Below are 22,265 nucleotides of genomic sequence, written 5' to 3' on the forward strand. Positions count from 1 at the left end.
TTTCCAGCCTTGACAAAGCGAAAGAGGGTGGGATAATCGGCGCAATCGGGGGTTAGCCTCCCAAAACACCCACGGCGCACCACGGACCCGTTGCAGACCTCCCAGAGGTCCCCCAAACGCGAGAACCCCCCGACACACACGCTACCCACGGGGTCCGACAACAAGCCCCCACCCAGCCCCCGCCCCAAGTACCCACATCGGGTGAACCCCCCATACCGACCCTCGCCCCGAGAGATCCACTACCCTGTCCCCGTCCGCAATGGACGACCACGCGGCGCACCCTCTTCTCCAGAAGCACGCCCGCGACCCACGGGCCGACCTCAGGAGTTCCCATGGCTTTGCGCGACCGCGTAGGCACCATCGTGGACGGCAAGCCCTTCCAACGCGTGATCATCGCCGTCATCCTGATCAACGCCATCGCCCTGGGCTGCGAAACCTCCGCCTCCCTCGTGGCCACCCACGGCACCCTCCTGACCACGTTGGACCACATCGCCCTGGGCATCTTCGTGGCCGAGCTGACGGCTCGCCTCTACGCCCACCGCCTGCGCTTCTTCCGCGACCCGTGGAACTGCTTCGACTTCCTGGTGGTGGGCATCTCGCTGCTCCCGGCGGGCGGCGTCCTCTCGGTGGTGCGCTCCCTCCGCATCCTCCGAGCCCTGCGCCTCGTCTCGATGGTCCCGAGCATGCGCCGAGTCGTCTCCGCCCTGGTGAAGTCCATTCCAGGCCTGGTCTCCCTCTCCGGCCTCCTCACGCTCCTGCTCTACGTGGGCGGCGTGGTGGCCAGCAACCTGTTCCAGTCCACCGGCGACGCCCGTTTCGCCGACCTGGGCTCCACGGTCCTCACCCTCTTCCAGATCACCACGGGCGACGGCTGGTCCGACGTCATGCGCGACCTGATGCCCGCACAGCCGTTGGCCTGGATCTTCTTCGTCTGCTACCTCCTGGTGGGCACGTTCACGATGCTCAACCTCTTCATCGCCGTCGTGTGCAGCGCCATGGAGTCCGAGATCCAGTCCCCCGTCCCGGCCCCGCGCCCCGCCCCGGACGACTCCCTGATCCTCGAAGAACTCCGCGCCCTGCGCGAAGAAGTCCGAGCCCTGCGCCTCCAACCAGCAGGCAAGCCCGACTAACCAACTTCCTCCAACCGCCGCACCAAAAACCTTCGCTCGGCATCAGTGGCCACCAACTCCAACGCCTCCCGATAAGCCTCCGCGGCCTCAGCCGACCGCCCCAACCTCCGCAACAAATCCCCCCGCGTAGCGGCCAACAGGTGATACCCGCTCAACGCCCCCGACGCGTCCAGAGCCAGCACCAACGCCAACCCCACAGCGGGCCCGTCGGCCATCCCCACCGCCACGGCCCGGTTCAGCTCCACCACCGGCGACGGCACCAACCGCACCAACTTCCCGTACAGCGCGGCGATCTGCGGCCAGTCCGTCTCCTCCGCGGTCACGGCCGACGCGTGGCACGCCGCGATGGCCGCCTGCACCTGGTACGGCCCCACGGGCCCGCGCCGCAACGCGGACTCCACGAGCGCCTCGCCCTCGGCGATCTGCGCCCGGTCCCACCGGCTCCGGTCCTGCTCGCCCAGCACCACCAGGTCACCGGCGTCGTCCACCCTGGTCACCCGGCGGGCGTCGTGGAGCAGCATCAACGCCAGCAGCGCCACCGCCTCCGGCTCGTCCGGCATCAACCCGACCAGCACCCGCCCGATCCGGATCGCCTCCGCGCACAGCCCCTGCCGCACGAGGTCCGCACCGGCCGTGGCCGAGTACCCCTCGTTGAACAGCAGGTACAGCGTCGCCAGCACCGCCCGCGTCCGTTCCGGCAGCACGTGGTCCGGTGGCACCCGGTACGGGATGCGGGCGTTGCGGATCTTCCGCTTCGCCCGCACCAGCCGTTGCGCCATCGTCGCCTCCGGCACCAGGAACGCCCGCGCGATCTCCACGGTCGTCAGCCCGACGAGCGTCCGCAGCGTCAACGCCACCTGCGCCTCCACCGCCAGCGCGGGGTGGCAGCAGGTGAAGATCAACCGCAGCCGCTCGTCGGGCACGCCGCTGTCGTCGTCGGGGTCGTCCGGACCGACCACCACGGCAGCCTCCCGCACCTTCACGGCCTCGTTCGCCTTGCGCCGCAACCGGTCCAGCGCGCGGTTGCGCGCCGTCGTCGTCAACCACGCTCCCGGCCGCCGCGGCACCCCGTCCAGGGGCCAGCGCTCCACGGCGACCGCGAACGCCTCCTGCGCGCACTCCTCGGCCAAGTCCCAGTCACCGGTGGTCCGGATGAGCGTCGCGACGACGTTCCCCCACTCCTCCCGGAACACGTCCTCGACCGAGGTCATCAGTCCTCCCAGAGCGGCCGGACCTCGACCGTCCCGAACCGCGCCACGGGGTGCCGAGCCGCGATCTCCAGGGCCTCGTCCAGGTCAGCGCACTCCACCAGGTCGAACCCGGCGACCTGCTCCTTGGTCTCCGCGAACGGCCCGTCGGACACCACGACCTCCCCGTCCCGCACGACCACCGACGTGGCATCCCCGACCGGCCGCAACCGCGACCCGTCCAACCACCGCTTCCCCACGAACTCGATCCACGGCTCGATCGGCTCGACCACGTCGACCTCGACGCCTTCCTGAGCACAGATGAGCAGCATGTACCGCATGGTGTACCTCCGTGTTGTCGTCGTTCCGCCTACCCGACGAACGAGGACGACCGAAATCGACAGGGTGACGCGACGAGTTTTCCCGAATTTCCAGATCCTCGACGAACCGGCGGCGGGCGGCCGCTCGACCGCGCCGCGTTCACCCGATCCGGAGGGGTGGGGCCGACCGCTACTCCGCTTTCTCCCGCAGTGACTCCAGGAGTCTTCGGGCCACTTCGACGAGTTTCGTGTTCGTCGTCTGCGACTCCTCCACGAGTCGTTGGAACGCCACGTCGGGTTCGATGCCGTGGACGGCCATGAGCGCGCCTTTGGCCTGGTCGATCTCGGCGCGGGACACCAGGGCCTTCGTGAGGTTCGTGATGATCTGCCGGGACCGCGTCGAGCGGCGTGCCGCGGTGATCGCGCCGGAGGCCGCGGTCGTGAACAGGCGGAGCAGGGCCTCGTCGTACGGGTCGAAGGCCTCGTCGACGTAGCCGTACACGTTGAGCGAGCCGAGGATGTCCTCGCCGACGGCCAACGGGGCGGAGAGGTAGGCGACGACACCTGCCTTCTCGGCCGCGGCGGCGAAGACGGGCCAGCGGTCGTGGGCTTCGGCCACGGCCACGCGGACCGGGGCGATGGTGTGGGCGGCTTCGAGGCACGGGCCCTCACCGGAGGCGTACTGCTCGGCGTCGATGCGGATGACCTCGTCGCTGGTGGAGGCGGCGGTGCTGGCGTTCTCACCGTCGACGATGGTGATGCTCACCGCCCCGGCGTCGGCGATGACGCGCACGGCGGCCTCCGCCAGGCCCTGGAGGGCTTCCTGGATCGGTTCCTCGCCTGCCAGCACGCCCTGGAGGTCCTCCAGGGCCGCGCTCGCCTCGTCGAGCCGGGCAGCCGACTCCACCTCATCGATGCTCACACCAGCATTGTCTACACACGGGCAGCGATACTGAACCCCCACACGCGGAAGGAGCACCCGGTGCGGGTACTGCTCGTCGAGGACGACGACGGGGTGGCGGACGCCCTCGTCGAGGCGCTCGGCGCCCACGGCCACGAACCCCGGCGGGTGGCGCGGGGTGTGGACGCGCTCACCGCGCACCGGGACTTCGACCTGCTGCTGCTCGACCTGGGGTTGCCGGACCAGGACGGGCTGGAGGTGCTGCGCAAGGTCCGCCGCGTGGCGGACGTCCCGATCCTCGTCCTCACGGCCCGTGGCGACGAGCGCTCGATCGTGCGCGGCCTGCGGTCGGGCGCGGACGACTACCTGGTGAAACCGGTCCGGCTCGCCGAGCTGCTAGCGCGGATGGACGCCGTGGTCCGGCGCGGCGCTGCCCGCACGGGGACGGCGGACCGGGTGGTGCGGGTGGGTGACGTGGAGATCGACCTGGACGCGCGGCGCGTGGTCGTGGCGGGTCGGGACGTGGCGCTGACCACGAAGGAGTTCGCCGTGCTGGCGGTGCTGGCCAGTCGTCCGGGCACGGCGGTCAGCAGGCAGCAGCTCATGGACGAGGTGTGGGGTGACGCGTACCTCGCGGTGTCGCGGACCCTGGACGTGCACCTCACGCAGTTGCGGGCCAAGCTGGACCGGCCGGGCGTCATCGCCACGATCCGCGGTTTCGGCTACCGGTTGAGCGCGGATGCGTAGACGTCTCCTGGTCGTGCTGCTGCTGTTCTCCGCGACGGCCGTCACGGCGTTCGCCCTCCCCCTGCTGTCCAGCACGGCCGCCGAGCGCACGCAGCGGTTCGTGATCAGCCGCACCGCGGACCTGGACCGGTTCGCCGCGCTGGCGACCGGCGACCGCGAGGCGCTGGCCGCCGAGATCACCGCGTTCACCGCCCTCTACGCCGAACCCGTGCTCGTCCTCGACGGGCAGCGGCAGGTCGTGGCCCGCTCCGGCGACCTCTCCCCCGACGATCCGGCGCTGTCGGAGGCCGTGGACGCCGCCCTGCGCAACCAGCCCGCCGCGCCGGTCCCGACCGTCCGCCCGTGGTCGACCGGCACGGTCGTGTTCGCCCGCCCGGTCGGCACGGGGACCGGGGTAGCGGGTGTCGTGGTGCTGCGCGCGTCTACCGACCTCGCCGCGTCCGACGTCGCGGTCGGCTGGGCGTGGGTGCTGGCGGGCGCGCTGGCCGCCGGGCTGGGGTGCGTGGCGCTGGCGCTCGTGGTGTCCCGCTGGCTCCTGCGGCCGTTGGCGGAACTGGAGGGCGGCGTCCGCGCCGTCACGTCCGGCCAGCGCCGGGCGCACGTGCCGAGCAGCAGCGGCCCGCGCGAGCTGCGGGCGTTGTCGGAGTCGTTCAACCGCATGTCCGACGCCGTGAGCGAGGCGGCCGACCAGCAGCGCAGGCTCATCGCGGACACCTCCCACCAGTTGCGCAACCCGTTGGCGGCGCTGCGGTTGCGGATGGACGTGCTGTCCGCCCAGGTCGGTCCGGACGGCACCTACCGCGCGGCCGTGGCGGAGGTCGAACGGCTGGAGTCCCTGTTGGACGGTCTGCTGGCGCTGGCGACCGCCGAGAGCACCGCGACGGAGGCCGCCGCGGGCGGTCGGGAGCCCGCGCTGGCCGACCTCGGCGCGGTCGTGGCGGACCGCGCGGACTTCTGGTCGGCGACCGCCGATATCCCCACCGGGCTCGCGATCCTGGTGCGCTGCCCCGAATCCGACGTCGCCCAGGTGCTCGACGTGCTGATCGACAACGCCGTCAAGCACGGCGACGGCGGCCACGTGACGCTCGGCGCGGACCGCGCGGCGGGCACGGCGTGGCTGGAGGTCACCGACCACGGCCCCGGCCTGCCGCCCGACCAGCTGGCCCTCGCCACGACCCGGTTCTGGCGCGGCGGCACCACGACCCGCGGCACCGGTCTGGGCCTGGCCATCGCCGACCGCGTCGCCACCGCCCGCGGCGGCACCCTGTCGTTGAGCACCGCCGACCCGCACGGCCTGCGCGCCCGGCTCACCCTGCCCCTGGAGCCGCCGCTGTGACCGTCAGCCGCCGCACCTTCCTCCTCGGCACGCTCGCCCTGGCCGGTTGCTCCCCCACGCCCACGTCGTCCCTGACCCTCGCGGCGGGCGAACAGGGCGGCCTCTACCTCGACTTCGCCACCCTCCTCGCCCGGCAACTGGACCCGAACCCGCACGTCACACCACGTGTCACCGCGGGCAGCCTGGAGAACCTGTCCCTGCTCCGCGACCGCCAAGCCGACCTCGGCCTCACCCTCGCGGACACCGCGACCGGCACCGACCTCCGCGCGCTCGGCCGCGTGTACGAGAACTACTTCCAGCTCGTCGTCCGCGCCGACGACCCCGCCCGGTCCGTCCACGACCTGGCCGACCGCCCGCTGTCCCTCGGCGCTCGCGGGTCCGGAGCCAGCGTCTTCGGCGACCGCCTGGTCACCGAGGCCACCCTGGGCGACCGCGTCGACCACCTGCCGCTCGCCGAGGCCGCGCAAGCGTTGGCGGACCGCAGGATCGACGCGTTCCTCTGGTCCGGCGGCGTCCCGACACCCACGGTCTCCGACCTGGACCGGCAGGTCCCCGTCCGGCTGCTCCCGCTGTCCGACGTCCTCCCGACCCTGCGCGCCCGCTACGGCCCCGTGTACGAACCGGTGTCGGTCCCGGCGGGCGTCTACCGCGCCCAGGAAGAGATCCCCACGGTCGGCGTCGCCAACCTGCTCGTCTGCCGCCCGGACCTCCCGGACGCCGTCGCGACCACCATCACCCGCACCCTGGTCGAACGCGCCGCCGACCTGGTCCCCACCCAGGCACTGGGCACGCAGTTCCTCGACGTCCGCAGCCTCATCGGCACGACCACCATCCCCCTGCACCCCGGCGCGGCCGAGGCCTACCGGGATCTGCACGGCTAGTCGGCGAGCCGACGGGCGAAGTCGACGGCCTCCGCCACGGCGTCGACGTGGCGCTCGGCCCACCGCGTGCGGAAGTCGCGGTCGGGGTCGCCCCCGACCGACCCGGTATCCGTTAACTCCTCCGGGTCGAGCACGGCGAGGAACGCCCGCAACTCGGGCCGAGCGGTGCCCGACGCCAGGAGCGCGGTGTACGAGGGGAATCCGCAGGAGTACCGCGCCCCGTGGTACTCGTCGACGACGCCGAGCAGCAGCGTGTCGAGGCCGGGAAACGACTCCAGGGCCACGACCTCGTCGGGCAGCGGCAGGTCGAACGAACGCGCTTCGGTGTTCCAGCAGTCCTGTTCCAGGTCGAGGGTGAGCAGCCGCGCCGCCGCACCGGACGTGGCCAGCGCGCGGAGCCCGTCGTCCCCGATGACGTGGTCGTGCAGGTCCAACTCCCACAACTGCGGCAGCAGCGGCCACTCGGCGAGGGCTCGCGCACTCCGGGACCCAAGGCTGTTGTAGGCGAGCGACACCCGGTGCAGGCGCGGGGCGGACGCGGTCGCCGTGAGGGCTTCGACGGCGTCGTCCCCCAGCCCGCACGCCGTGACGTCCAAGCGCTCCACCGCGTTCCAGACCGGGGCGTCGCGGAACGCCGGGGACCAGTCGCCGAGCGGGTTGTGCGCCAGGTCCAGCGATTCGAACCCGGTCAACTCCAGCAACGAGGTCAGTCCGGGCATCCCGAGCCCGACGGCCGCCAGGGCCAGGTGCGTCAACCGGTCGGCGTTGGACGAGCGGGCCCACGCCGCGACACCGGCGTCGCCGATCGGCTGGACCGCGTTCCGCCCGTAGTACGGCGAGCCGGCCCGGCCCCCGCTCAGGTCAAGCCGCCGCAACTCGGGCAGCCGGACGTCAGTCGCCAGCCGTCGCGCGCCTTCGGGGCCCAGGACGTTGCGGCTCAAGTCGAGCGAGCGCAGCCAGGGGAACGTGCCCGCGAACGCGGCGGCCGTCGCGTCCGTGGCGACGACGTCCACGAGCGCCAACTCCTCCAGGCGGTCCGGGTCCACGGCCGCGAGGACGCGGGTGAGCGCCGCGTCGCCGAGCGGGAGCCGTTCGAGGCGCAGACCGGTCAACCGAGGCAACACACCACTCGCGACCACGGCGTCCACCCCACGCGGTCCCAGCCCTTCCCGGTTGGGCCCCGTCGTCGCGCCCACCACCGCGAGGTCGCGCAGTCCCGCCAGATCGGCCCGCGCGAAGAACACCTCGCACGCCTCGTCGTCCTCGACGAGGACGTTGCCGACGACCGGTCGCCCCATCACGTGCATCCCGTCGCGGCCGACGCGGAACCCGATGGCCAGCCGGTCGAGCCCGGCCAACTCCGGGCACTCGGCGAGGTCGCGGGCCTCGTCGAGGCTGCTCACCAGGACTTCGGCGGACCGCAGGTCGGGCACGAGCCCCGACCGCAGGAGGTGGACCAGGTCCGGGGCTCGCAGGCCCGCGTGCCGCAGCCGCCACGGCGGCCCGGCGGCCGGCCGGAACGGCGGGATCTCGAAGTGCCACAAGGATTCCTCGACGCCCACCAGCACGAGCGAGTCGAGCCGCGCCACGGCGGCGCTCGTCGCGAGCCGCGCCACGGCCTCGGCGTCGAACTGGGTGAGGTGCCCGGTGCGGACGGACCGCAGGCCGGGCCACTGGTCGGCGGTCCGGGACAGCGCGTCGAGCTGGTCGTGCGCGAACCGGCCGAGGTCGAGGTGGGTCAGATCCGGCATCACCCGCGGATCGGGCAGCGCCAAGTCGACGATGCCGATGGCCGCCGACCGCAGGGTCAGCGACCGGACAAGCGGCCACGTCGGCCGCTCGACCCCGGCCTCCAGACCCGCGAGCCACGACCATGGCGCCTCGCGCGTCTCGTCCGGCCAGTGCGCCAACCGCTCCGCGCACCGGGCCACCAGGTCGGCGGACCCACCCGCCTGGCCGACCGCCACGCACAGGGCGCGGAACGCGAGCGCGCTCGGCGGTCCGTCCAGCAGCCGCTCGACCTCGGCGCGATGGTCGATCGTCACCGTCAGGGCAGGCGTTGGCCGAAGACCAGGGCCCCGGCGGCGGCGAGCATGGCGAGGACGGTCCCGAGGACGAGCCACGGCTTGCTGGCGTCGGCCTGCTTCTTCTCGTAGCCGATCTGCTCGCCCAGGGTGTCGTAGACGCGGCGGAGTTCCTCGGCACTGGCCGCCTTGAAGAACTCGCCGCCGGAGAGCTTGGCGATCTCCTTCATGGAGTCGTCGTCGACCGGCACGTCCTGGCGGCGGCCCTCGATCTCGACGACGCCCTGCTCGGTGCCGAACGAGATCGTGGAGATCGGGATGCCCGCGTTCTTGGCGTCGCCTGCGGCGTCGAACGCCTTGCGGGTGCCTACCGTCTCCTTGCCGTCGGTCATCAGCACGATCCGGGCGGGCGGCGGGCCGTCCGCGCCGCCGACGACCTTGCCGAACGAGTCGATCGCGGCCATGGCGGCGACGATCGCGTCACCGGTCGCGGTCGACTGCGCCAGCTTCAGGTCGCCGATGCTCTGGCTGACGGCCTCGCGGTCGGTGGTCGGGGCGACCAGGACCGTGGCCGAGCCGGCGAACGAGATCAGGCCGAGGTTGATGCCGGGGGTCAGGCCCTCGGCGAACGACTTCGCCGCGACCTGGGCCGCCTCCAACCGCGACGGCTGGATGTCGGTGGCCTTCATCGACAGCGACACGTCGATCACCAGCATCACGGTGGCGCGGTTGCGCGGGACCTTCTGCTCGGCGGTCGGGCCCGCGAGCGCGACGGTGAGCAGCAGGAACGCGACGAGCAGGAACGCGGCGGGGACGTGGCGGTACCAGCCCTCGCGCTTCGGGGCGACCTTCTCGAGCAGTTCGAGGTTCGCGAAGCGGAGCATCCGCCTGCGCCGCATCCGTTGCAGCAGCACGTAGACGACCGCGAGCGCGGCGACCGCGATCACGAGCAGGAACCACCACGGAGTCGCGAACGCCCCCAAGCTGAGCCCGAACATCAGGCGACTCCTCCAGACCAGCGGCGCTTGCGGGCGACGACGAAGCGCACGACGTCGGCGATCCAGTCCGAGTCGGTGCGCAGCACGAGGTGGCCCGCGCCTGCTTGGCGCAGGCCCGCGGCGACGTCGGCGCGGTGTTCGGCTGCGGCCGCGGCGAACTCGCGGCGCAGCAGCGGTGACGCGGTGACCTCGCGCTGCCGCCCCGTCTCCGGGTCGGCGAGCACGACGGTGCCCACGTCGGGCAGGTCGATGTCACGGGGGTCGACGACCTCGATCGCGACCAGGTCGTGCCGGGCGGACAGGGCCCGCAGCGGGCGCTGCCAGCCGGTGTCGCCGAGGAAGTCCGAGATCACCACGACGAGGCCGCGGCGGCGCGGCGGGCGGCGCAGCTGCTCGACCACGCCCGCGAGGTCGCCCCTGGTGCCCTCGGGCGCGCGGGGGGTCTCGGCGACGCGGCGGATCAGTCCGCGCGAGTGCGCGAGGCCGCCGCGGGCGGGCACGCGGACCAGCGCGTCGCCGGTCGACACGAGCGCGCCGATCCGGTTGCCGCCGCCCCTGGTGAGGTGCGCGACGGCGGCCGTTGCGGCGATGGCCAGGTCGCGCTTCTCGCACACGGCGGTGCCGAAGTCGAGGCTGGGCGACAGGTCGACGGCCAGCCACGTCTCCAGCTCGCGGTCCGCGACGGTCTCGCGGATGTGCGGCACGGTCGTGCGGGCGGTGACGGCCCAGTCCATCCGGCGCACGTCGTCGCCGGGCTGGTAGGTCCGGGCCTCGCCCGGCTCGGAGCCCGGTCCGGGGACCAGGCCCATGTGGTTGCCCTGGAGCAGTCCGTCGAGCCTGCGGCGCACTTCCAGTTCGAGCGTGCGCAGGGCGGCCTCCATGCGGCCGCCGTGCATCACCGGCGGAGCCCAGGACGGGCGTTCGCCGACCTCCCCGGCGCTCACGGCCTGCCGGCCATCCCGGCCTGCACGGGTGCGACCGGCTGGCCGGTGGGCGGCTGCGGCCGGGCGGACACCTGGGGCAGCGGCACGGTCTGGAGCACGCGGGTGATGATGTGGTCGAGCGGCACGCCGTCGGCCAGCGCGTCGTAGGACAGCACGAGGCGGTGGCGCAGCACGTCCGGCACGACGTCGACGACGTCCTGCGGCAGCACGTAGTCGCGGCCGCGGACCAGCGCCAGCGCGCGGGCGGCGGCGATGATGCCGAGGCTGGCGCGCGGCGACGCGCCGTACGCGACCCACCCGGCGACGTCGTCGAGCTGGTGCTCCTTCGGCGCTCGGGTCGCGATCACGACGCGGACGACGTAGTCGACCAGCGCGTGGTGCACGAACACGCGGGACGCCACGCCCTGGAGGCGGACGAGCTCGTCCGGGCTGAGCACCTGGCTCGGCACCGGGGCCTCGACGCCCATCCGGTAGACGATCTCGCGCTCTTCCTCGGCGGTCGGGTACTCGACCTGGATCTTGAACAGGAACCGGTCGCGCTGGGCTTCCGGGAGGGGGTAGACGCCCTCGTTCTCGATCGGGTTCTGGGTGGCGAGCACGAGGAACGGGTTCGGCATGGGGAACGTCTTGCCGCCGATGGACACGTGCCGCTCCGCCATCACCTCCAGCATCGCCGACTGGACCTTGGCGGGCGCGCGGTTGATCTCGTCCGCGAGGACGAAGTTGGCGACGACCGGGCCGAGCTCGACGTCGAACGTCTCGCTGCTCTGCCGGTAGATGCGGGTGCCGAGGATGTCCGCGGGCACCAGGTCGGGCGTGAACTGGACGCGCGAGAACGACCCGCCGACCACCTTCGCGAAGGTCTCGACCGCGAGCGTCTTGGCGACGCCGGGCACGCCCTCGAGCAGCAGGTGGCCCTTCGCGAGGAGACCGACGAGCATCCGCTCGACCAGCCGGTCCTGCCCGACGATGACGCGCTTGACCTCGAACACGGTCCGTTCGAGCAGCTGGGCATCACGAGCGGGGGTGTTGGGCGTCGGCTCGCCCACCGCACCCTCGGTGCCCGGACCGGACTCGGTCACGTGTCAACCTCCTAGAACACACACAGCACTGGCGGTTTCGCGAGCCTAGTCAACCTGGTCACCGGTATGGCGCTTGTGAAGGGTCGCCAGGTCCTCCGGCGTGTCCACGTCGTGCGCCTCGCCGGGCCGCGCCGGCACCTCGACGGGGGCCAGCGGGCGCAGCACGGACCGCAGTGAGGCCCCGTCGGTTTCCGCCGGCATCGCGGTCCGCAGGACGGCCGTCCGCCACACCCCGGCGAGCCACTGGAGGTGCCCGTCGTCGACCAGGACGGCCCCGGTTTCCCCTGCGGCGTCCCGCAGACGGTCCACAGTGGAAGCCGTGACACCGGGCTGGTCCACGGCCAGCACGGCGACGAGGTCCACATCGGCCAGTGCCGCGAGCCCCGCCGCCAGCCCGGCGACGGGGCCGCCGCCGGGCGGGTCCTCGCGTGTCCACACGACACCGTCGACATCCCGTTCGGGCCCGACGACGATGATCTTCGACGCCCCCGCCACGGCGGCCAGCGCGCGGTCGAGCAACGTCCGCCCGCCGAGCACGACACCGGCCTTGTCGACCCCGCCGAGCCGACGCCCGGACCCTCCGGCAAGCACGATCGCGGCCCAGTCCGTCATGGCGGCAACGCTAGGGCAGGCCCGTGACGGCCGTGCGGACGGCGTGGTCGAGCGCGAGGCGGGTGGCGCCGTGCAGCGGGGCCTCCGCGCCGAGGGTGCCGTAGGCGATGCGGGCCGGGCTCGGCGACAGCGCGGCCATGGCGGCGCGCACCGGGTCCAGCAGCGCCGGGTGGGTGCCGACCGGGCCACCGAGGAGGACGACCTCGGGGTCGATCACGGCCGTGACCGAGGCGATCACGCGGGTGATGGCGGCGACCAAGACCGCAAGCGCGCGCGGGTCGTCGTCGTCCAGGGCCTTCAGCACGGCGGTGACGTCGTTGGAGGGGGCGTCGGAGCGGCCGAAGCCGTCGGCCGCCAACTCGGCCGCGAGGGTGTCCGGGCCCGCGCCGGGGAGGTAGCCGATCTCGCCCGCGAGGCCGTGCGCGCCGCGGACGAGCCGGTCGCCGAGGTACAGGCCCAGTCCGAGGCCCGCGCCGACGTAGACGTACGCGAAGCTCGACGCCCCAACGGTTCGCTGCTCGGCGAGCGCGGCGAGGTTGACGTCGTTGTCGACCAGGACGGGGGCCGTGACGAGGTCGGCGAGGACGTCGGCGAGGTTGAGCAGGCCCTCGGGGAACGGGGTGCCGGGCAGGGCGATGACCTCGTGCGTGGTCGGGTGGACGGGGTTCGCCATCGACACCGCGACGGCCCGCAGCGGGCCCGCGGGAGGCTCGTCCAGCGCCGACGTGACGGCCGCGCGCAGGGCGTCGGCCAGCGCTCCGGTGTCGCCCGCGACGCCGGGTGGCCGCGCGTGCCGGTGGCGCACGCGCCCCGCGAGGTCGGCGGACCACGCCTGCACGCCCGCCTGGTCGACCTCCACGGCGAGGACCCAGCCGGCGGACGTGCCCAGTTCGTAGAAAGTGCCCACCCGGCCCCGTTTCCCGGTCTCCTGCGGACCGGTGGCGGCGAGCAGGCCGCCGTCGGTCAGGCGGCGCACGGACTCCGAGACGGTGGGCTTGGAGAAGCCGGTGGCGGCGGCGAGTTCGGCGCGGGTCACGCGTTCGCGGCCGACGACCTCGTCGAACAGCGCGCGGTCGGTGGCCTCGCGCAGGACCGACTGGGGCAACGCCCGTTCCACCCTTGCGCTCCCTCCGTCGGACGGCCTACCGTAGGCGAACGTTCTAGTTAGGTCACCTTACCAAATCAACGGAGGTTCCCCGTGACCACCGCTCCCCCGGACATGCCCGCCGCCATCCGCGCGACGAAAACCCAACTGCGCCACCGGATCGGCGACGTCGGGAAGGCGTTCGCCCGCGTCGAGGAGCTGATGCGCGCCGAGGTCGACGAGGTCGTGGCGCGGCGCGAGCGAGGCGAGGAGGTGTGGCCCGTCGTGCGGTTCGCCGACATCGCCGCGGGCACCGTCCCGGCCGACGTCGTGGAGGCCGTCCGGCGGCGCGGGTGCGCGGTCGTGAAGGGCACGTTCCCGCGGGCGCGGGCCGAGGCGTGGGACCGCGACCTGGTGTCCTACCTGGAGCGCAACGAGTTCGAGAAGACCTACGAGTACGTGGACGACGGCGTGTTCGGCGGGTTGGCGGCGGGCAGGCCGTCGATCTTCCCGATCTACTGGTCGAAGCCGCAGATGGAGGCCCGCGAGGACCCGAACATGGTGGCGGTGCGCGGTTTCCTCAACGGCTTCTGGAAGCACGAGTCCGAGGGGAGGGTCTGGTTCGACCCCACCCGCGACACCGCCTACCCCGACCGCGTCCGCCGCCGCGCCCCCGGCGCGACCTCCGCGGGCCTCTCCCCGCACACCGACTCCGGCTCGGTCGAACGCTGGCTGCTCCCCGCCTACCAGGACGTGTTCCGCCACGTGTTCGACGGCGACGTCGACGCCTACGACCCGTGGGACGGCGCCCACCGCACGGAGGTCCACGAGTTCGACTCCACGGTCATGTGCTCGGCCTTCCGCACCTTCCAGGGCTGGACGGCCCTGTCCGACATGGCCCCGACGGAGGGCGTCCTGCACGTCGTCCCCGTCCCGTCCGCCATGGCCTACCTCCTCCTGCGCGCCTTGCAGGACGACGTTCCCGACGACGACCTGTGCGGCACCACCAACGGCCAGGCCCTCCCGATCGACGCGAAGTGGCACCCCCTCCTACTCCCGGCCCTCACCCCGATTCCCGCAGTGGAACCCGGCGACACGGTCTGGTGGCACGGCGACCTGATCCACTCGGTCGGCGAGGTCACCGACCAGAAGGGCTGGGGCAACGTCATGTACATCCCGGCGAGCCCGCACTGCGAGAAGAACGCCGCCTACGCCGAAAAGTGCGGGCAGGCGTTCCTCCACGGCACCAGCCCGACCGACTTCGCCGCGGAGGACTACGAGACCACCTGGTCCGGCCGCCCACTGCTGGGCGACCTGAACGCGACCGGTCGCGCACAACTCGGTCTCGGTTAGCGCTTCTCGCGGCGTGCTCCGGCGACGGCCCGCCGACCGCCTAGAGCAGCCGGGTCGCGTACGGCATGATGCCGCCGTAGCGGACCGGGGAGATGCGGACGCTGGAGCCGGAGTACGGGGCCTCGATCATCATGCCGTCGCCGAGGTAGAGGGCGACGTGGGTGCCGCCGCCGGGGCCCCAGAAGAGCATGTCGCCGCGTTCCGCCTGGTTCAGGGGGACCTTCCGGCCGGAGTTGTACTGGTAGCCGCTGTAGTGCGGGATGTACACGCCCGCGCCTGCGAAGGCGTACATCATCAGGCCCGAGCAGTCGAAGCCGACGCTGTAGTAGTCGCCGTAGGAGTCGGCCACGCCGCCGTCGCGGATGCCCACGGTGGGGCCGTTGTAGTTGCCGCCGCCCCACGAGTAGCGCATGCCGAGGTACGCCATGGCGCGGGCGATGGCGGTTTCGACGCCGTCGCCGCTCGGGGCGACCTGGATCGGGCGGGCGGGCGCGGGCTCGTACGAATCGTCGTCACCGGAGGACGAGGCCGGTGGTGGCGCGGCGGCGGCCGCTGCGGCTTCGGCGGCGCGGCGGGCGTTCTCGTCGTCCTCGCGCTGCTTGTCCGCCGCCCACTGGTCGTACTGGGCGCGTTGGGCGGTGAGGCCGTCCACGGCCCCGAGCGCTTCGGCGAGTTGGGCCTCGACGCCCGCCTTGTTGTCGCGGATCAGCGCCGCCTGCGCGGCCTGGCCCTGCTGGGCCTGCACGGCGACGGCCTGCGCGGAGTCGGCGGCCTTCTTCGCCTCGTCGGCGGCGGCTTGCTTCTGGTTGGCCACGTCGAGCGCGGCGCGCGCGGCGGAGTCCTTGTTGGCCTTCTCCGTGCGGCTGCGCTCGATCTGGTCCATGGCGTTGAGGCTCGACCCGGACACGGCTTCCAGGAGTTGCGCGCGGGCCAGCAGGTCCTCCGGGCTGGACGCGCCGAAGTACGCGCTGATCGAGCCGATGGTGCTGCCCTGCTGGTAGCTGGCGGCGGCGAACTCGTCCAGGTCGCGGCGGCTGTCCTCGACGGCCTTGCCAGCGGCGTCGGCCTCGACCTTCGCCGAGTCGGCGTCGGCGAGCGCCTTGGCGGCCTCGGCCTGCGCGGTCTCCAGGTCGACCCTGGCCTTGTTCGCCAACTCCATCTTGGTGGCGACGTCGTCGGTCAACTCCTGCAACCGGGCTTCCGCCTGGGTCAGCTCCCCGGTCAGCTCGCCGACCCTGGCGGCCTTGGCGTCCGCGTCGGCCCGGCCCGCGGAGATCTCCGAGTCGCTCGGGTTGGGCGGTGGCGGCGGTGCGGCGTAGCCCGACCCCGCCGTCGCCAGCGCGACGACCACCGCCAGCACACCGGAGACCGCGATCCGAGCGACTGCCCGTCGTGTGAACACGACGCCACCTCCCACCGATCAGCCCATCCACGTTGGGCCGTTCGGCCCAACGTGGATGCTTCCTGGCAGGGTGCCACTCCTCCCCCTCCGATTCCAGGGGGAACACGCGCACCATCAACCACTCGTGTCACATGCCCACGGAGAGTGATCAGTTCACCTTGCGGTCGCGGCCCTCCCAGTACGGCTCGCGCAGCCGGAACTTCTGGATCTTGCCGGTGGCCGTCCTCGGGATCGCGTCGCGGAACTCGACCGACGTCGGCGCCTTGTACCCGGCGAGCTTCGCCTTGCAGTGCGCGATGATCTCCGCCTCGGTGACCGCCGCGCCCTCCGCGACCACCACCAGCGCCTTGATCGTCTCGCCCCACTTCTCGTGCGGCACGCCGATCACCGCGACCTCGGCGACGGCCGGGTGGCCGAACACGGCGTCCTCGACCTCGATCGACGACACGTTCTCGCCGCCGGTGATGATCACGTCCTTGCGCCGGTCCGAGATCGTCAGGTAGCCCTCGTCGTCCAGGAACCCGCCGTCACCGGTGCGGAACCAGCCGTCGGAGATCGCGTCGGACGTCGCCTCCGGGTTCTCCCAGTAGCCGTCCATCACCACGTTCGAGCGCGCGAGCACCTCGCCGTCCTCGGAGATCCGCAGCCGCGCCCCGACCACCGGCGACCCCGCGCGCGACAGCTTGTGCGCGCGTTCCTCGGCGGGCAGGTCCACGTCCTGCGGCCGCGTGCGGTTGAACGTCAGCAGCGGCGCGGTCTCGGTGAGGCCGTAGATCTGCTGGAACTCCCAGCCCAGTTCCTCCGACACCCGCGCGATGGTCCGGCTCGGCGGCGGCGCCCCGGCGCACACCACCCGCACGGTGTCCCGGCCGGGGATCTCGCCGTCCCACGTCTGCGCCGCGTCCAGCACGGAGTTCCACACGGCGGGCGCGCCGCACATCAGCGTCACGCCGTGGTCGCGCACGCGGCGCAGGATCTCGGCCCCGTCGACCTTGCGCAGCACCACCTGCGGCACCCCGACCCCGGCCAGTCCGAACGGCATCCCCCAGCCGTTGCAGTGGAACATCGGCAGCACGTGCATGTAGACGTCCCGCTCCCACGCGCGGGTGTGCATGGCGAACGTGACCGCGTCCAGCCAGATGTTGCGGTGCGTCAGCCGCACGCCCTTGGGCCGCGCGGTCGTGCCGGAGGTGTAGTTGATCGTGGCCGTCGCGTCCTCGTCCGGCTCGCCCCACGGCCGCGGCTCGGCGTCGAACCGCATCAGTCCTGTCTCGGTCTCCTCGCCGAGCGTGAACCGGTGCCGCGCCCCGATCCCGTCCAGGTGCTTCAACTCCGGGTCGACCAGCAGCACCGACGCGCCGCTGTGCTCGACGATGTAGGCCACCTCGTCCGGGCTGAGCCGGAAGTTGACCGGCACGCACACCCGCCCGCTCGCGGGCACGGCGTGCAGCAACTCCAGCAGCCGCGCCGAGTTGTGGCTCACCACGGCGACCCGCTCACCCTCCCCGACGCCCAACGCGTCGAGCCCGGCCTGCCAGGCCCGCGCCCGCACGGCCATCTCGCCGTAGGTCGTCGTCGCCACGGGGCCCGCGGGCTGGTCGGGTTCGTCGATGGTGGCGGTCGTGTCCCGGAAGACGCGCTCGGCGCGGTCCAGGAAATCCGCGATCGTCAGTGGCACCTTCATGGGACGCACCTCCGGTGTCGATCAGGGGTTCACCCTAATCACCAAGTACTCGGATCGCCCCACGTCCGGACCGGTCGATCCGACTCGATCACCGGCACGGCCACCAGCGCGGGCAACGAGTCCGCCACCGGGTCGCGGACCACAGCGGTGGCCCGTGCGTCGAACGGCGTCGGCTCGGAGTTGCAGATGACCACGAGCGCACCCGCTCGGGCGGCCAGGTCGACGAGGTCGGCGGCAGGTGCGACCAGCAACGACGTGCCCGCGACCAGGAGGAGGTCGCAGTCCAGCGCGGCCGTGCGGGCGGTGCGGAGGACGGAGGAGTCCAGCGGTTCGCCGAAGGACACAGTGGTCGACCGGAGCACGCCGCCGCAGGTCAGGCACGCCGGATCGGGCTCGCCACCACGAACGCGAGCCAGCGTGTCGGCCATCGGGGCGTGCGCGTCGCACGCCACGCAGCGGACGCCGTGGATCGAGCCGTGCAGTTCGACGACGGATGTGGACCCGGCCCGCTGGTGCAGGCCGTCGACGTTCTGAGTCAGCAGGGCGCGCAGGCGGCCCGACCGCTCCAGGTCCACGAGGGCGCGGTGTGCGGGATTGGGGGACGCCGTCCAGACCGGGTGGTCCAGGCGCGCGCGCCACGTCGTGCGGCGGGCCTCGGGGTCGGTGAGGTCCGGGTCGAGGAGGGCCGCGGCCGTTGGCGAGCCGAAGTCCGGGAGGCCGGACGCGGTCGACACGCCCGCGCCGGTGAGGGCCGTGATCCGCCTCGCGGACGCCATCGCCTCACTCGCCGTCACCATTCGCGCACTCACCGCACCACCGTTCCACGGAGTCTCGACCACCATTTTCGCGGGTTGCCGGAAAATGTGCCGGTAAAGGCTGCGAGCATGTCCCGTGTGCGCGTGATGTGGGTTGGTTGCGGAGTAGCCGCTCTCGGTTTGATAACAACGGTCATGGGCTCGTTCCTGCCCTGGTTGCGGTCGGGAACCGTGAACCGGAACAGCTACGAGGTGCTCGCGCTGCGTGGCTGGGCGGGTCTGGGGAACGGGTACGGCGAGGTCATCCGGGTCGCGTGGGTGTCCATGACGCCGGTGGCCGTGCTGTGCGTGCTGTTGTTCACCTTCGGACTTCGTCGATTCGCCGCGTGGATCGGAATTCTTTTTGGCACGATCACGGGAACGGTGGCGGCACTTGCCACCGTCCAAGGGAGCAACGAGGGCGCGATGGTCGGGATCAGCCTGACCGGACCGGCCGTTGCCCTCTGTGGTGCCGTGCTGGCGATCGCGGGGGCGATCACCGTGCTCACCGCGTCGGCCCGCACAGCGACCAATGACCCAGGAGGAACACCGTGAGCTACCCAGGTGGCGGCGGCGGCGAATGGCCCCCGCAGAACAACCCGAACCAGCCGCAGCAGGGTGGGTGGCAGCAGAACCCCCAGCAGGGTGGCTACCCGCAGACGGGTCCGCAGGGCTTCCCGCAGCAGCCGCAGCAGGGTGGTTACCCGCAGTCCAACCCCCAGGGCTTCCCCCAGCAGCCGCAGCAGGGCTTCCCGCAGAGCAACCCGCAGGGGTTCCCGCAGCAGCAGCCCGGCTACCCGCAGCAGGGCGGTTACCCGCAGTCCAACCCGCAGGGCTTCCCCCAGCAGCAGGCCTGGGGCCAGGACCCGTACGCCCAGCAGCAGCAGTTCCCCGGCGGTCAGCCGCCGGTGGGCTACGTCGGCGGCCCGCCGAAGAAGAAGCGCACCGGCCTGGCGATCACCGCCGTGGTGGCCGTCGTCGCGCTCGCCGCGGGCGCGGTCGTGACCGTGTACGCGCTGAAGAACTCCAGCGACGTGGCCGCGGGCGCCCCGAGCCCGGCCGCCGCGGCGAACAACCTCGTCAGCGCGCTGGGCAGCGGTGACGTCATCGGCATCATGAACGGCCTCGCGCCCGCCGAGGCGAAGCTGAGCAAGGACTACCTGACCGGCACGGTCGACGAGCTCAAGCGGCTCGAGGTGCTGAAGAAGGACGCCGACCCGAACAAGGTCAGCGGCGTCGAGTTCAAGGCCGAGAACGTCAAGTTCGACGAGGGCGCGGCCGAGAAGGTCAACGACCACCTGGTGATCAACAAGCTCACCGAGGGCAAGATCACGCTCACCTCGGACGTCAAGAAGATCCCCCTCACCGACAAGCTCGTGGAGGCGATGGGCGCGCAGAACGAGAAGCCCACCACCGAGACGATCGACATCGCCGAGGAGATCAAGAAGTCCAACAAGGGCGAGCCGATCCGCATCGCGTCGATCCAGGTCGACGGCGAGTGGTACCCCAGCCTCTTCTACACGATCGCGGACAACGTCCTGCACGAGGAGAAGCTGAAGTGGCCGTCCAACCCGATCGCCCCCGCGGGCGCCGGGTCGGCGTCGGACGCCGCGAAGCAGATCGTCGAGGCCGGCATGGCCGCCGACCTGACCAAGGTCATCGCGCTGCTGCCGCCGGATGAGCTGGGCGTGCTCCAGGACCTCGGTCCGGTGCTGATCGACCAGGCGGGCCGCCTCCCGGCGACCGGCGCGAAGCTGACGGCGTTCGAGACGGACTCCAAGGACGTCACCGGCGGCACGCTGCTGACGATCAAGAAGCTCGGCGTGGACGTCGGCGGCGAGAAGGTCGAGATCGTCCGCTCCGGCGACTGCTACACGGTCACCGCGCAGGGCCAGAACCAGAAGCTGTGCGCCGACGAGATCACGCAGCTGATCGAGCAGCAGGGCGGCAAGAGCGTGCCCAGCGCGGCGATCGACGTGATCGGCCGGATCGGCGCGCGGGTGCTGAAGGACGGCATCGGCGTCGTGTCGACCGAGGTCGACGGCAAGTGGTACGTCAGCCCCGTCCGCACCTACGCGGAGATCGGCCTGACCCTGATGCGGGGTCTGGAGCCGAAGGACATCGACGAGCTGCTGAAGCTCGCCAAGTAGTCCCCACCAGCACGAACGCCCGTCGCCGGATCTTCGGCGGCGGGGCGTTCGGCGTTCCTGACGGCAACAGGTCCAGACCAGTCCTTGACCACGGCGGGAACGCGGTGCTTGGATCCGAAAAGTACCTTTCCGTCCAAATCCGCCGCCCTGTGGATCTGGAAGGATCATCGATGGCCGACATCGGACGACGCGCGGTTCTCGCCGGACTGGCCGCGGGGGCGGCGGTCCCCATCCTCGGAGCGGGCCCGGCCCGCGCGGCGTCGTGGCAGCTCAAGTGGAGCCCGGCCGCGTCGAGCACGGGCCTCGCCGCGTTCGAGGGCGTGGAGGACTGGGGCCTGACGACGCACGGCGGCTCGCACATCTACGTGTCCGGCAACGACTTCCGCTTCAACATGCACAAGGTGGACCGGGAGGCGAAGGACGACCGGCAGCGCAGCGAGGTCAAGGGGATGCGGTCGGGCGGCACGCTGCTGACCGTGAAGAACGGCCAGACGTGGCGCTGGAACTACCAGATGTGGATCCCCGGCACGCTCAAGGCCACGACCAGCTTCACCCACATCTTCCAGACCAAGATGCCCGGCACCGGCACGCTGCCGCTGACCGTGATGTCGTTGCGGCACACCAACGGCGTCCCGAAGATCGAGTTCAAGATCTACGGCCCGGACATCACCGTGGGGTCGGTGAACCTGGCGCCGTTGCAGAACAAGTGGATCGACGTCGAGATCGAGCAGAAGATCGGCAACGGCAGCGCGGGCAGGGTCCGGTGGGCGCTGCGCGACGCGGGCGCGACGGTCATCGACGCCACCAAGACCGGCGACACGTACCTGGACGACGTGGTGCGCCCGAAGTGGGGCATCTACCGGTCCGTCAGCGACACCGCGCACCTGGCGGACACGTACCTGCTGCTGCGCGACATGAAGGCTTACCAGTACGCCTGACGGTCGCCCGCCGGGCGTGGCCTCACGCCCCGCGGGGCCCCAGCCGCCACACGGCCCCCGCCGCGACCACGACCAGCAGCACCGCCGCTCCCCCGGCGACCGGCAGCCCGGCGAGGTCCCGGTGGGCCAGCCCGCCGAGCATCGCGCCGACCGGCGTGCCGCCACCGAACTTGAACGTCAGCGCCACGATCGCCACCACGGCCAGCAACGACGGCCCGGTCCGCACGATCACGGGCCGTGAGCACAGCATCCCGACGGCGACCCCGGTCAGCCCGCACACCAGGTGCGCGGCGAACCCGAGCCCGATCACGCCGAGCGTGTAGGGGTGCGGGTTGGTGAACACCGGCCACACCGTCGCGACCACCGCCAGCACCACGGTCCCGACCGCGCCCAGCAGTGCCTGCGCCGACGCCACCCGTCCCCACCCGCCGGCGGTCACGGCCGTGACCGCGCGTTGCGTCGGGTCCTCGGTCGTCGCGACCACCACGCCGAACCACGCGGCGACCGGGTAGATCAACGCGCACGACCCGGCGTAGGCGAACAACGCCTCCCCGGCGTCCCCGCTGAACATCATCCCCAGCACCGCGCAGTGCAACAACAGCGGAGGCAGGTACCGCTGCGACCGCAGCACGTCCACGGCGAGGTACCTCACCAACGCGATCACGGCCATGCGTCGATTCTCGACCCCCTACGCGCTG

The 22,265-nt window shown here is 72.2% G+C and carries 21 protein-coding genes; 8 read left to right on the forward strand and 13 right to left on the reverse strand.

What is annotated here, in order from left to right:
- Window positions 1-332 precede the first annotated feature (332 nt).
- Window positions 333-1,130 carry an ion transporter gene (locus tag ACFWW9_RS35280; protein ID WP_390386596.1) on the forward strand — a complete coding sequence of 266 codons (798 nt, stop codon included), beginning with the start codon at window positions 333-335 and terminating at the stop codon, window positions 1,128-1,130.
- Here ACFWW9_RS35280 and ACFWW9_RS35285 read toward each other — a convergent pair.
- From ACFWW9_RS35285 to ACFWW9_RS35295, 3 genes are all read right to left on the reverse strand, one after another.
- A complete protein-coding gene (locus ACFWW9_RS35285) occupies window positions 1,127-2,341 on the reverse strand; it encodes an RNA polymerase sigma factor (protein WP_390386597.1) in 1,215 nt (404 codons plus the stop codon). The two genes, ACFWW9_RS35280 and ACFWW9_RS35285, sit on opposite strands and share 4 nt — an antisense overlap.
- On the reverse strand, window positions 2,341-2,658 hold the full coding sequence (locus ACFWW9_RS35290; protein WP_390386598.1) for a YciI family protein: 318 nt from the start codon (window positions 2,656-2,658) through the stop codon (window positions 2,341-2,343). Before ACFWW9_RS35290 ends, ACFWW9_RS35285 begins: the two co-directional genes overlap by 1 nt.
- 169 nt (window positions 2,659-2,827) lie before the next feature.
- Window positions 2,828-3,559, reverse strand: a complete 732-nt coding sequence (locus ACFWW9_RS35295) for an ANTAR domain-containing response regulator (protein WP_390386599.1) — start codon at window positions 3,557-3,559, stop codon at window positions 2,828-2,830.
- Window positions 3,560-3,619: 60 nt separating this feature from the next.
- Between ACFWW9_RS35295 and ACFWW9_RS35300 the strand changes: the two genes are divergently transcribed.
- The 3 genes from ACFWW9_RS35300 to ACFWW9_RS35310 are packed head-to-tail and all read left to right on the forward strand — an operon-like array spanning window position 3,620 to window position 6,502.
- The gene (locus tag ACFWW9_RS35300) at window positions 3,620-4,285 is read left to right on the forward strand and encodes a response regulator transcription factor (RefSeq protein WP_390386600.1); all 666 of its coding nucleotides are present in this window, start codon (window positions 3,620-3,622) and stop codon (window positions 4,283-4,285) included.
- The gene (locus tag ACFWW9_RS35305) at window positions 4,278-5,621 is read left to right on the forward strand and encodes a sensor histidine kinase (protein WP_390386602.1); all 1,344 of its coding nucleotides are present in this window, start codon (window positions 4,278-4,280) and stop codon (window positions 5,619-5,621) included. Before ACFWW9_RS35300 ends, ACFWW9_RS35305 begins: the two co-directional genes overlap by 8 nt.
- Window positions 5,618-6,502, forward strand: coding sequence for a TAXI family TRAP transporter solute-binding subunit (locus ACFWW9_RS35310; RefSeq protein ID WP_390386603.1), 885 nt, complete (start codon window positions 5,618-5,620; stop codon window positions 6,500-6,502). Before ACFWW9_RS35305 ends, ACFWW9_RS35310 begins: the two co-directional genes overlap by 4 nt.
- Here the strand turns inward: ACFWW9_RS35310 and ACFWW9_RS35315 are convergent.
- From ACFWW9_RS35315 to ACFWW9_RS35340, 6 genes are read right to left on the reverse strand one after another with little or no spacing between them, the layout of a single operon-like run.
- Window positions 6,499-8,547, reverse strand: a complete 2,049-nt coding sequence (locus tag ACFWW9_RS35315) for a hypothetical protein (protein ID WP_390386605.1) — start codon at window positions 8,545-8,547, stop codon at window positions 6,499-6,501. The genes ACFWW9_RS35310 and ACFWW9_RS35315 overlap by 4 nt on opposite strands.
- A gap of 2 nt (window positions 8,548-8,549) precedes the next feature.
- Window positions 8,550-9,524, reverse strand: coding sequence for a VWA domain-containing protein (locus tag ACFWW9_RS35320; protein ID WP_390386607.1), 975 nt, complete (start codon window positions 9,522-9,524; stop codon window positions 8,550-8,552).
- Window positions 9,524-10,420, reverse strand: a complete 897-nt coding sequence (locus tag ACFWW9_RS35325; RefSeq protein ID WP_390386637.1) for a DUF58 domain-containing protein — start codon at window positions 10,418-10,420, stop codon at window positions 9,524-9,526. Before ACFWW9_RS35325 ends, ACFWW9_RS35320 begins: the two co-directional genes overlap by 1 nt.
- A gap of 44 nt (window positions 10,421-10,464) precedes the next feature.
- A complete protein-coding gene (locus ACFWW9_RS35330; protein WP_390386609.1) occupies window positions 10,465-11,550 on the reverse strand; it encodes an AAA family ATPase in 1,086 nt (361 codons plus the stop codon).
- 45 nt (window positions 11,551-11,595) lie between these two features.
- The gene (locus ACFWW9_RS35335) at window positions 11,596-12,162 is read right to left on the reverse strand and encodes a molybdenum cofactor guanylyltransferase (protein WP_390386611.1); all 567 of its coding nucleotides are present in this window, start codon (window positions 12,160-12,162) and stop codon (window positions 11,596-11,598) included.
- 10 nt (window positions 12,163-12,172) lie between these two features.
- Window positions 12,173-13,279 carry an ROK family protein gene (locus ACFWW9_RS35340; protein WP_390386614.1) on the reverse strand — a complete coding sequence of 369 codons (1,107 nt, stop codon included), beginning with the start codon at window positions 13,277-13,279 and terminating at the stop codon, window positions 12,173-12,175.
- Window positions 13,280-13,360: 81 nt separating this feature from the next.
- Between ACFWW9_RS35340 and ACFWW9_RS35345 the strand changes: the two genes are divergently transcribed.
- On the forward strand, window positions 13,361-14,599 hold the full coding sequence (locus ACFWW9_RS35345) for a YbiU family protein (RefSeq protein WP_390386616.1): 1,239 nt from the start codon (window positions 13,361-13,363) through the stop codon (window positions 14,597-14,599).
- A 40-nt stretch (window positions 14,600-14,639) separates the two neighbouring features.
- On the opposite strand, the gene ACFWW9_RS35350 is transcribed toward ACFWW9_RS35345, so the two are convergent.
- The 3 genes from ACFWW9_RS35350 to ACFWW9_RS35360 form a co-directional block, all read right to left on the reverse strand.
- The gene (locus tag ACFWW9_RS35350; RefSeq protein WP_390386618.1) at window positions 14,640-16,001 is read right to left on the reverse strand and encodes an NlpC/P60 family protein; all 1,362 of its coding nucleotides are present in this window, start codon (window positions 15,999-16,001) and stop codon (window positions 14,640-14,642) included.
- 148 nt (window positions 16,002-16,149) lie between these two features.
- A complete protein-coding gene (locus ACFWW9_RS35355) occupies window positions 16,150-17,685 on the reverse strand; it encodes an AMP-binding protein (protein WP_390386619.1) in 1,536 nt (511 codons plus the stop codon).
- A 38-nt stretch (window positions 17,686-17,723) separates the two neighbouring features.
- Window positions 17,724-18,461, reverse strand: coding sequence for an NAD-dependent deacetylase (locus ACFWW9_RS35360; protein WP_390386639.1), 738 nt, complete (start codon window positions 18,459-18,461; stop codon window positions 17,724-17,726).
- Window positions 18,462-18,635: 174 nt separating this feature from the next.
- Here ACFWW9_RS35360 and ACFWW9_RS35365 point away from each other — a divergent pair, with 174 nt between their 5' ends.
- The 3 genes from ACFWW9_RS35365 (at window position 18,636) to ACFWW9_RS35375 (ending at window position 21,567) form a co-directional block, all read left to right on the forward strand.
- Window positions 18,636-19,034 (forward strand): hypothetical protein, encoded by a 399-nt coding sequence (locus ACFWW9_RS35365; protein ID WP_390386621.1) that lies wholly within the window; start codon window positions 18,636-18,638, stop codon window positions 19,032-19,034.
- Entirely contained in the window at window positions 19,031-20,629 is a 1,599-nt protein-coding gene (locus ACFWW9_RS35370) for a flagellar basal body protein FliL (RefSeq protein WP_390386623.1), read from the forward strand. The genes ACFWW9_RS35365 and ACFWW9_RS35370 overlap by 4 nt, the downstream gene beginning before the upstream one ends.
- A gap of 170 nt (window positions 20,630-20,799) precedes the next feature.
- Window positions 20,800-21,567: a Tat pathway signal sequence domain protein gene (locus ACFWW9_RS35375; protein ID WP_390386624.1), complete on the forward strand. Its 768-nt coding sequence runs from the start codon at window positions 20,800-20,802 to the stop codon at window positions 21,565-21,567.
- 22 nt (window positions 21,568-21,589) lie between these two features.
- Here ACFWW9_RS35375 and ACFWW9_RS35380 read toward each other — a convergent pair whose 3' ends face one another.
- Entirely contained in the window at window positions 21,590-22,237 is a 648-nt protein-coding gene (locus tag ACFWW9_RS35380) for a hypothetical protein (RefSeq protein WP_390386626.1), read from the reverse strand.
- Window positions 22,238-22,265 lie beyond the last annotated feature (28 nt).

Origin of the sequence: Umezawaea sp. NPDC059074, assembly GCF_042738955.1 — a bacterium.
Lineage (GTDB): Bacteria > Actinomycetota > Actinomycetes > Mycobacteriales > Pseudonocardiaceae > Umezawaea.

Bases quoted from the DNA above. Each gene is read 5' to 3' on its own strand.
- ACFWW9_RS35320 (WP_390386607.1), bottom strand. From the start codon at position 9,524: ATGTTCGGGCTCAGCTTGGGGGCGTTCGCGACTCCGTGGTGGTTCCTG.
- ACFWW9_RS35290 (WP_390386598.1), bottom strand. From the start codon at position 2,658: ATGCGGTACATGCTGCTCATCTGTGCTCAGGAAGGCGTCGAGGTCGAC.
- ACFWW9_RS35305 (WP_390386602.1), top strand. From the start codon at position 4,278: ATGCGTAGACGTCTCCTGGTCGTGCTGCTGCTGTTCTCCGCGACGGCC.
- ACFWW9_RS35360 (WP_390386639.1), bottom strand. From the start codon at position 18,461: ATGGCGTCCGCGAGGCGGATCACGGCCCTCACCGGCGCGGGCGTGTCG.
- ACFWW9_RS35325 (WP_390386637.1), bottom strand. From the start codon at position 10,420: ATGCACGGCGGCCGCATGGAGGCCGCCCTGCGCACGCTCGAACTGGAA.
- ACFWW9_RS35375 (WP_390386624.1), top strand. From the start codon at position 20,800: ATGGCCGACATCGGACGACGCGCGGTTCTCGCCGGACTGGCCGCGGGG.
- ACFWW9_RS35280 (WP_390386596.1), top strand. From the start codon at position 333: ATGGCTTTGCGCGACCGCGTAGGCACCATCGTGGACGGCAAGCCCTTC.
- ACFWW9_RS35365 (WP_390386621.1), top strand. From the start codon at position 18,636: ATGGGCTCGTTCCTGCCCTGGTTGCGGTCGGGAACCGTGAACCGGAAC.
- ACFWW9_RS35355 (WP_390386619.1), bottom strand. From the start codon at position 17,685: ATGAAGGTGCCACTGACGATCGCGGATTTCCTGGACCGCGCCGAGCGC.
- ACFWW9_RS35335 (WP_390386611.1), bottom strand. From the start codon at position 12,162: ATGACGGACTGGGCCGCGATCGTGCTTGCCGGAGGGTCCGGGCGTCGG.
- ACFWW9_RS35380 (WP_390386626.1), bottom strand. From the start codon at position 22,237: ATGGCCGTGATCGCGTTGGTGAGGTACCTCGCCGTGGACGTGCTGCGG.
- ACFWW9_RS35285 (WP_390386597.1), bottom strand. From the start codon at position 2,341: ATGACCTCGGTCGAGGACGTGTTCCGGGAGGAGTGGGGGAACGTCGTC.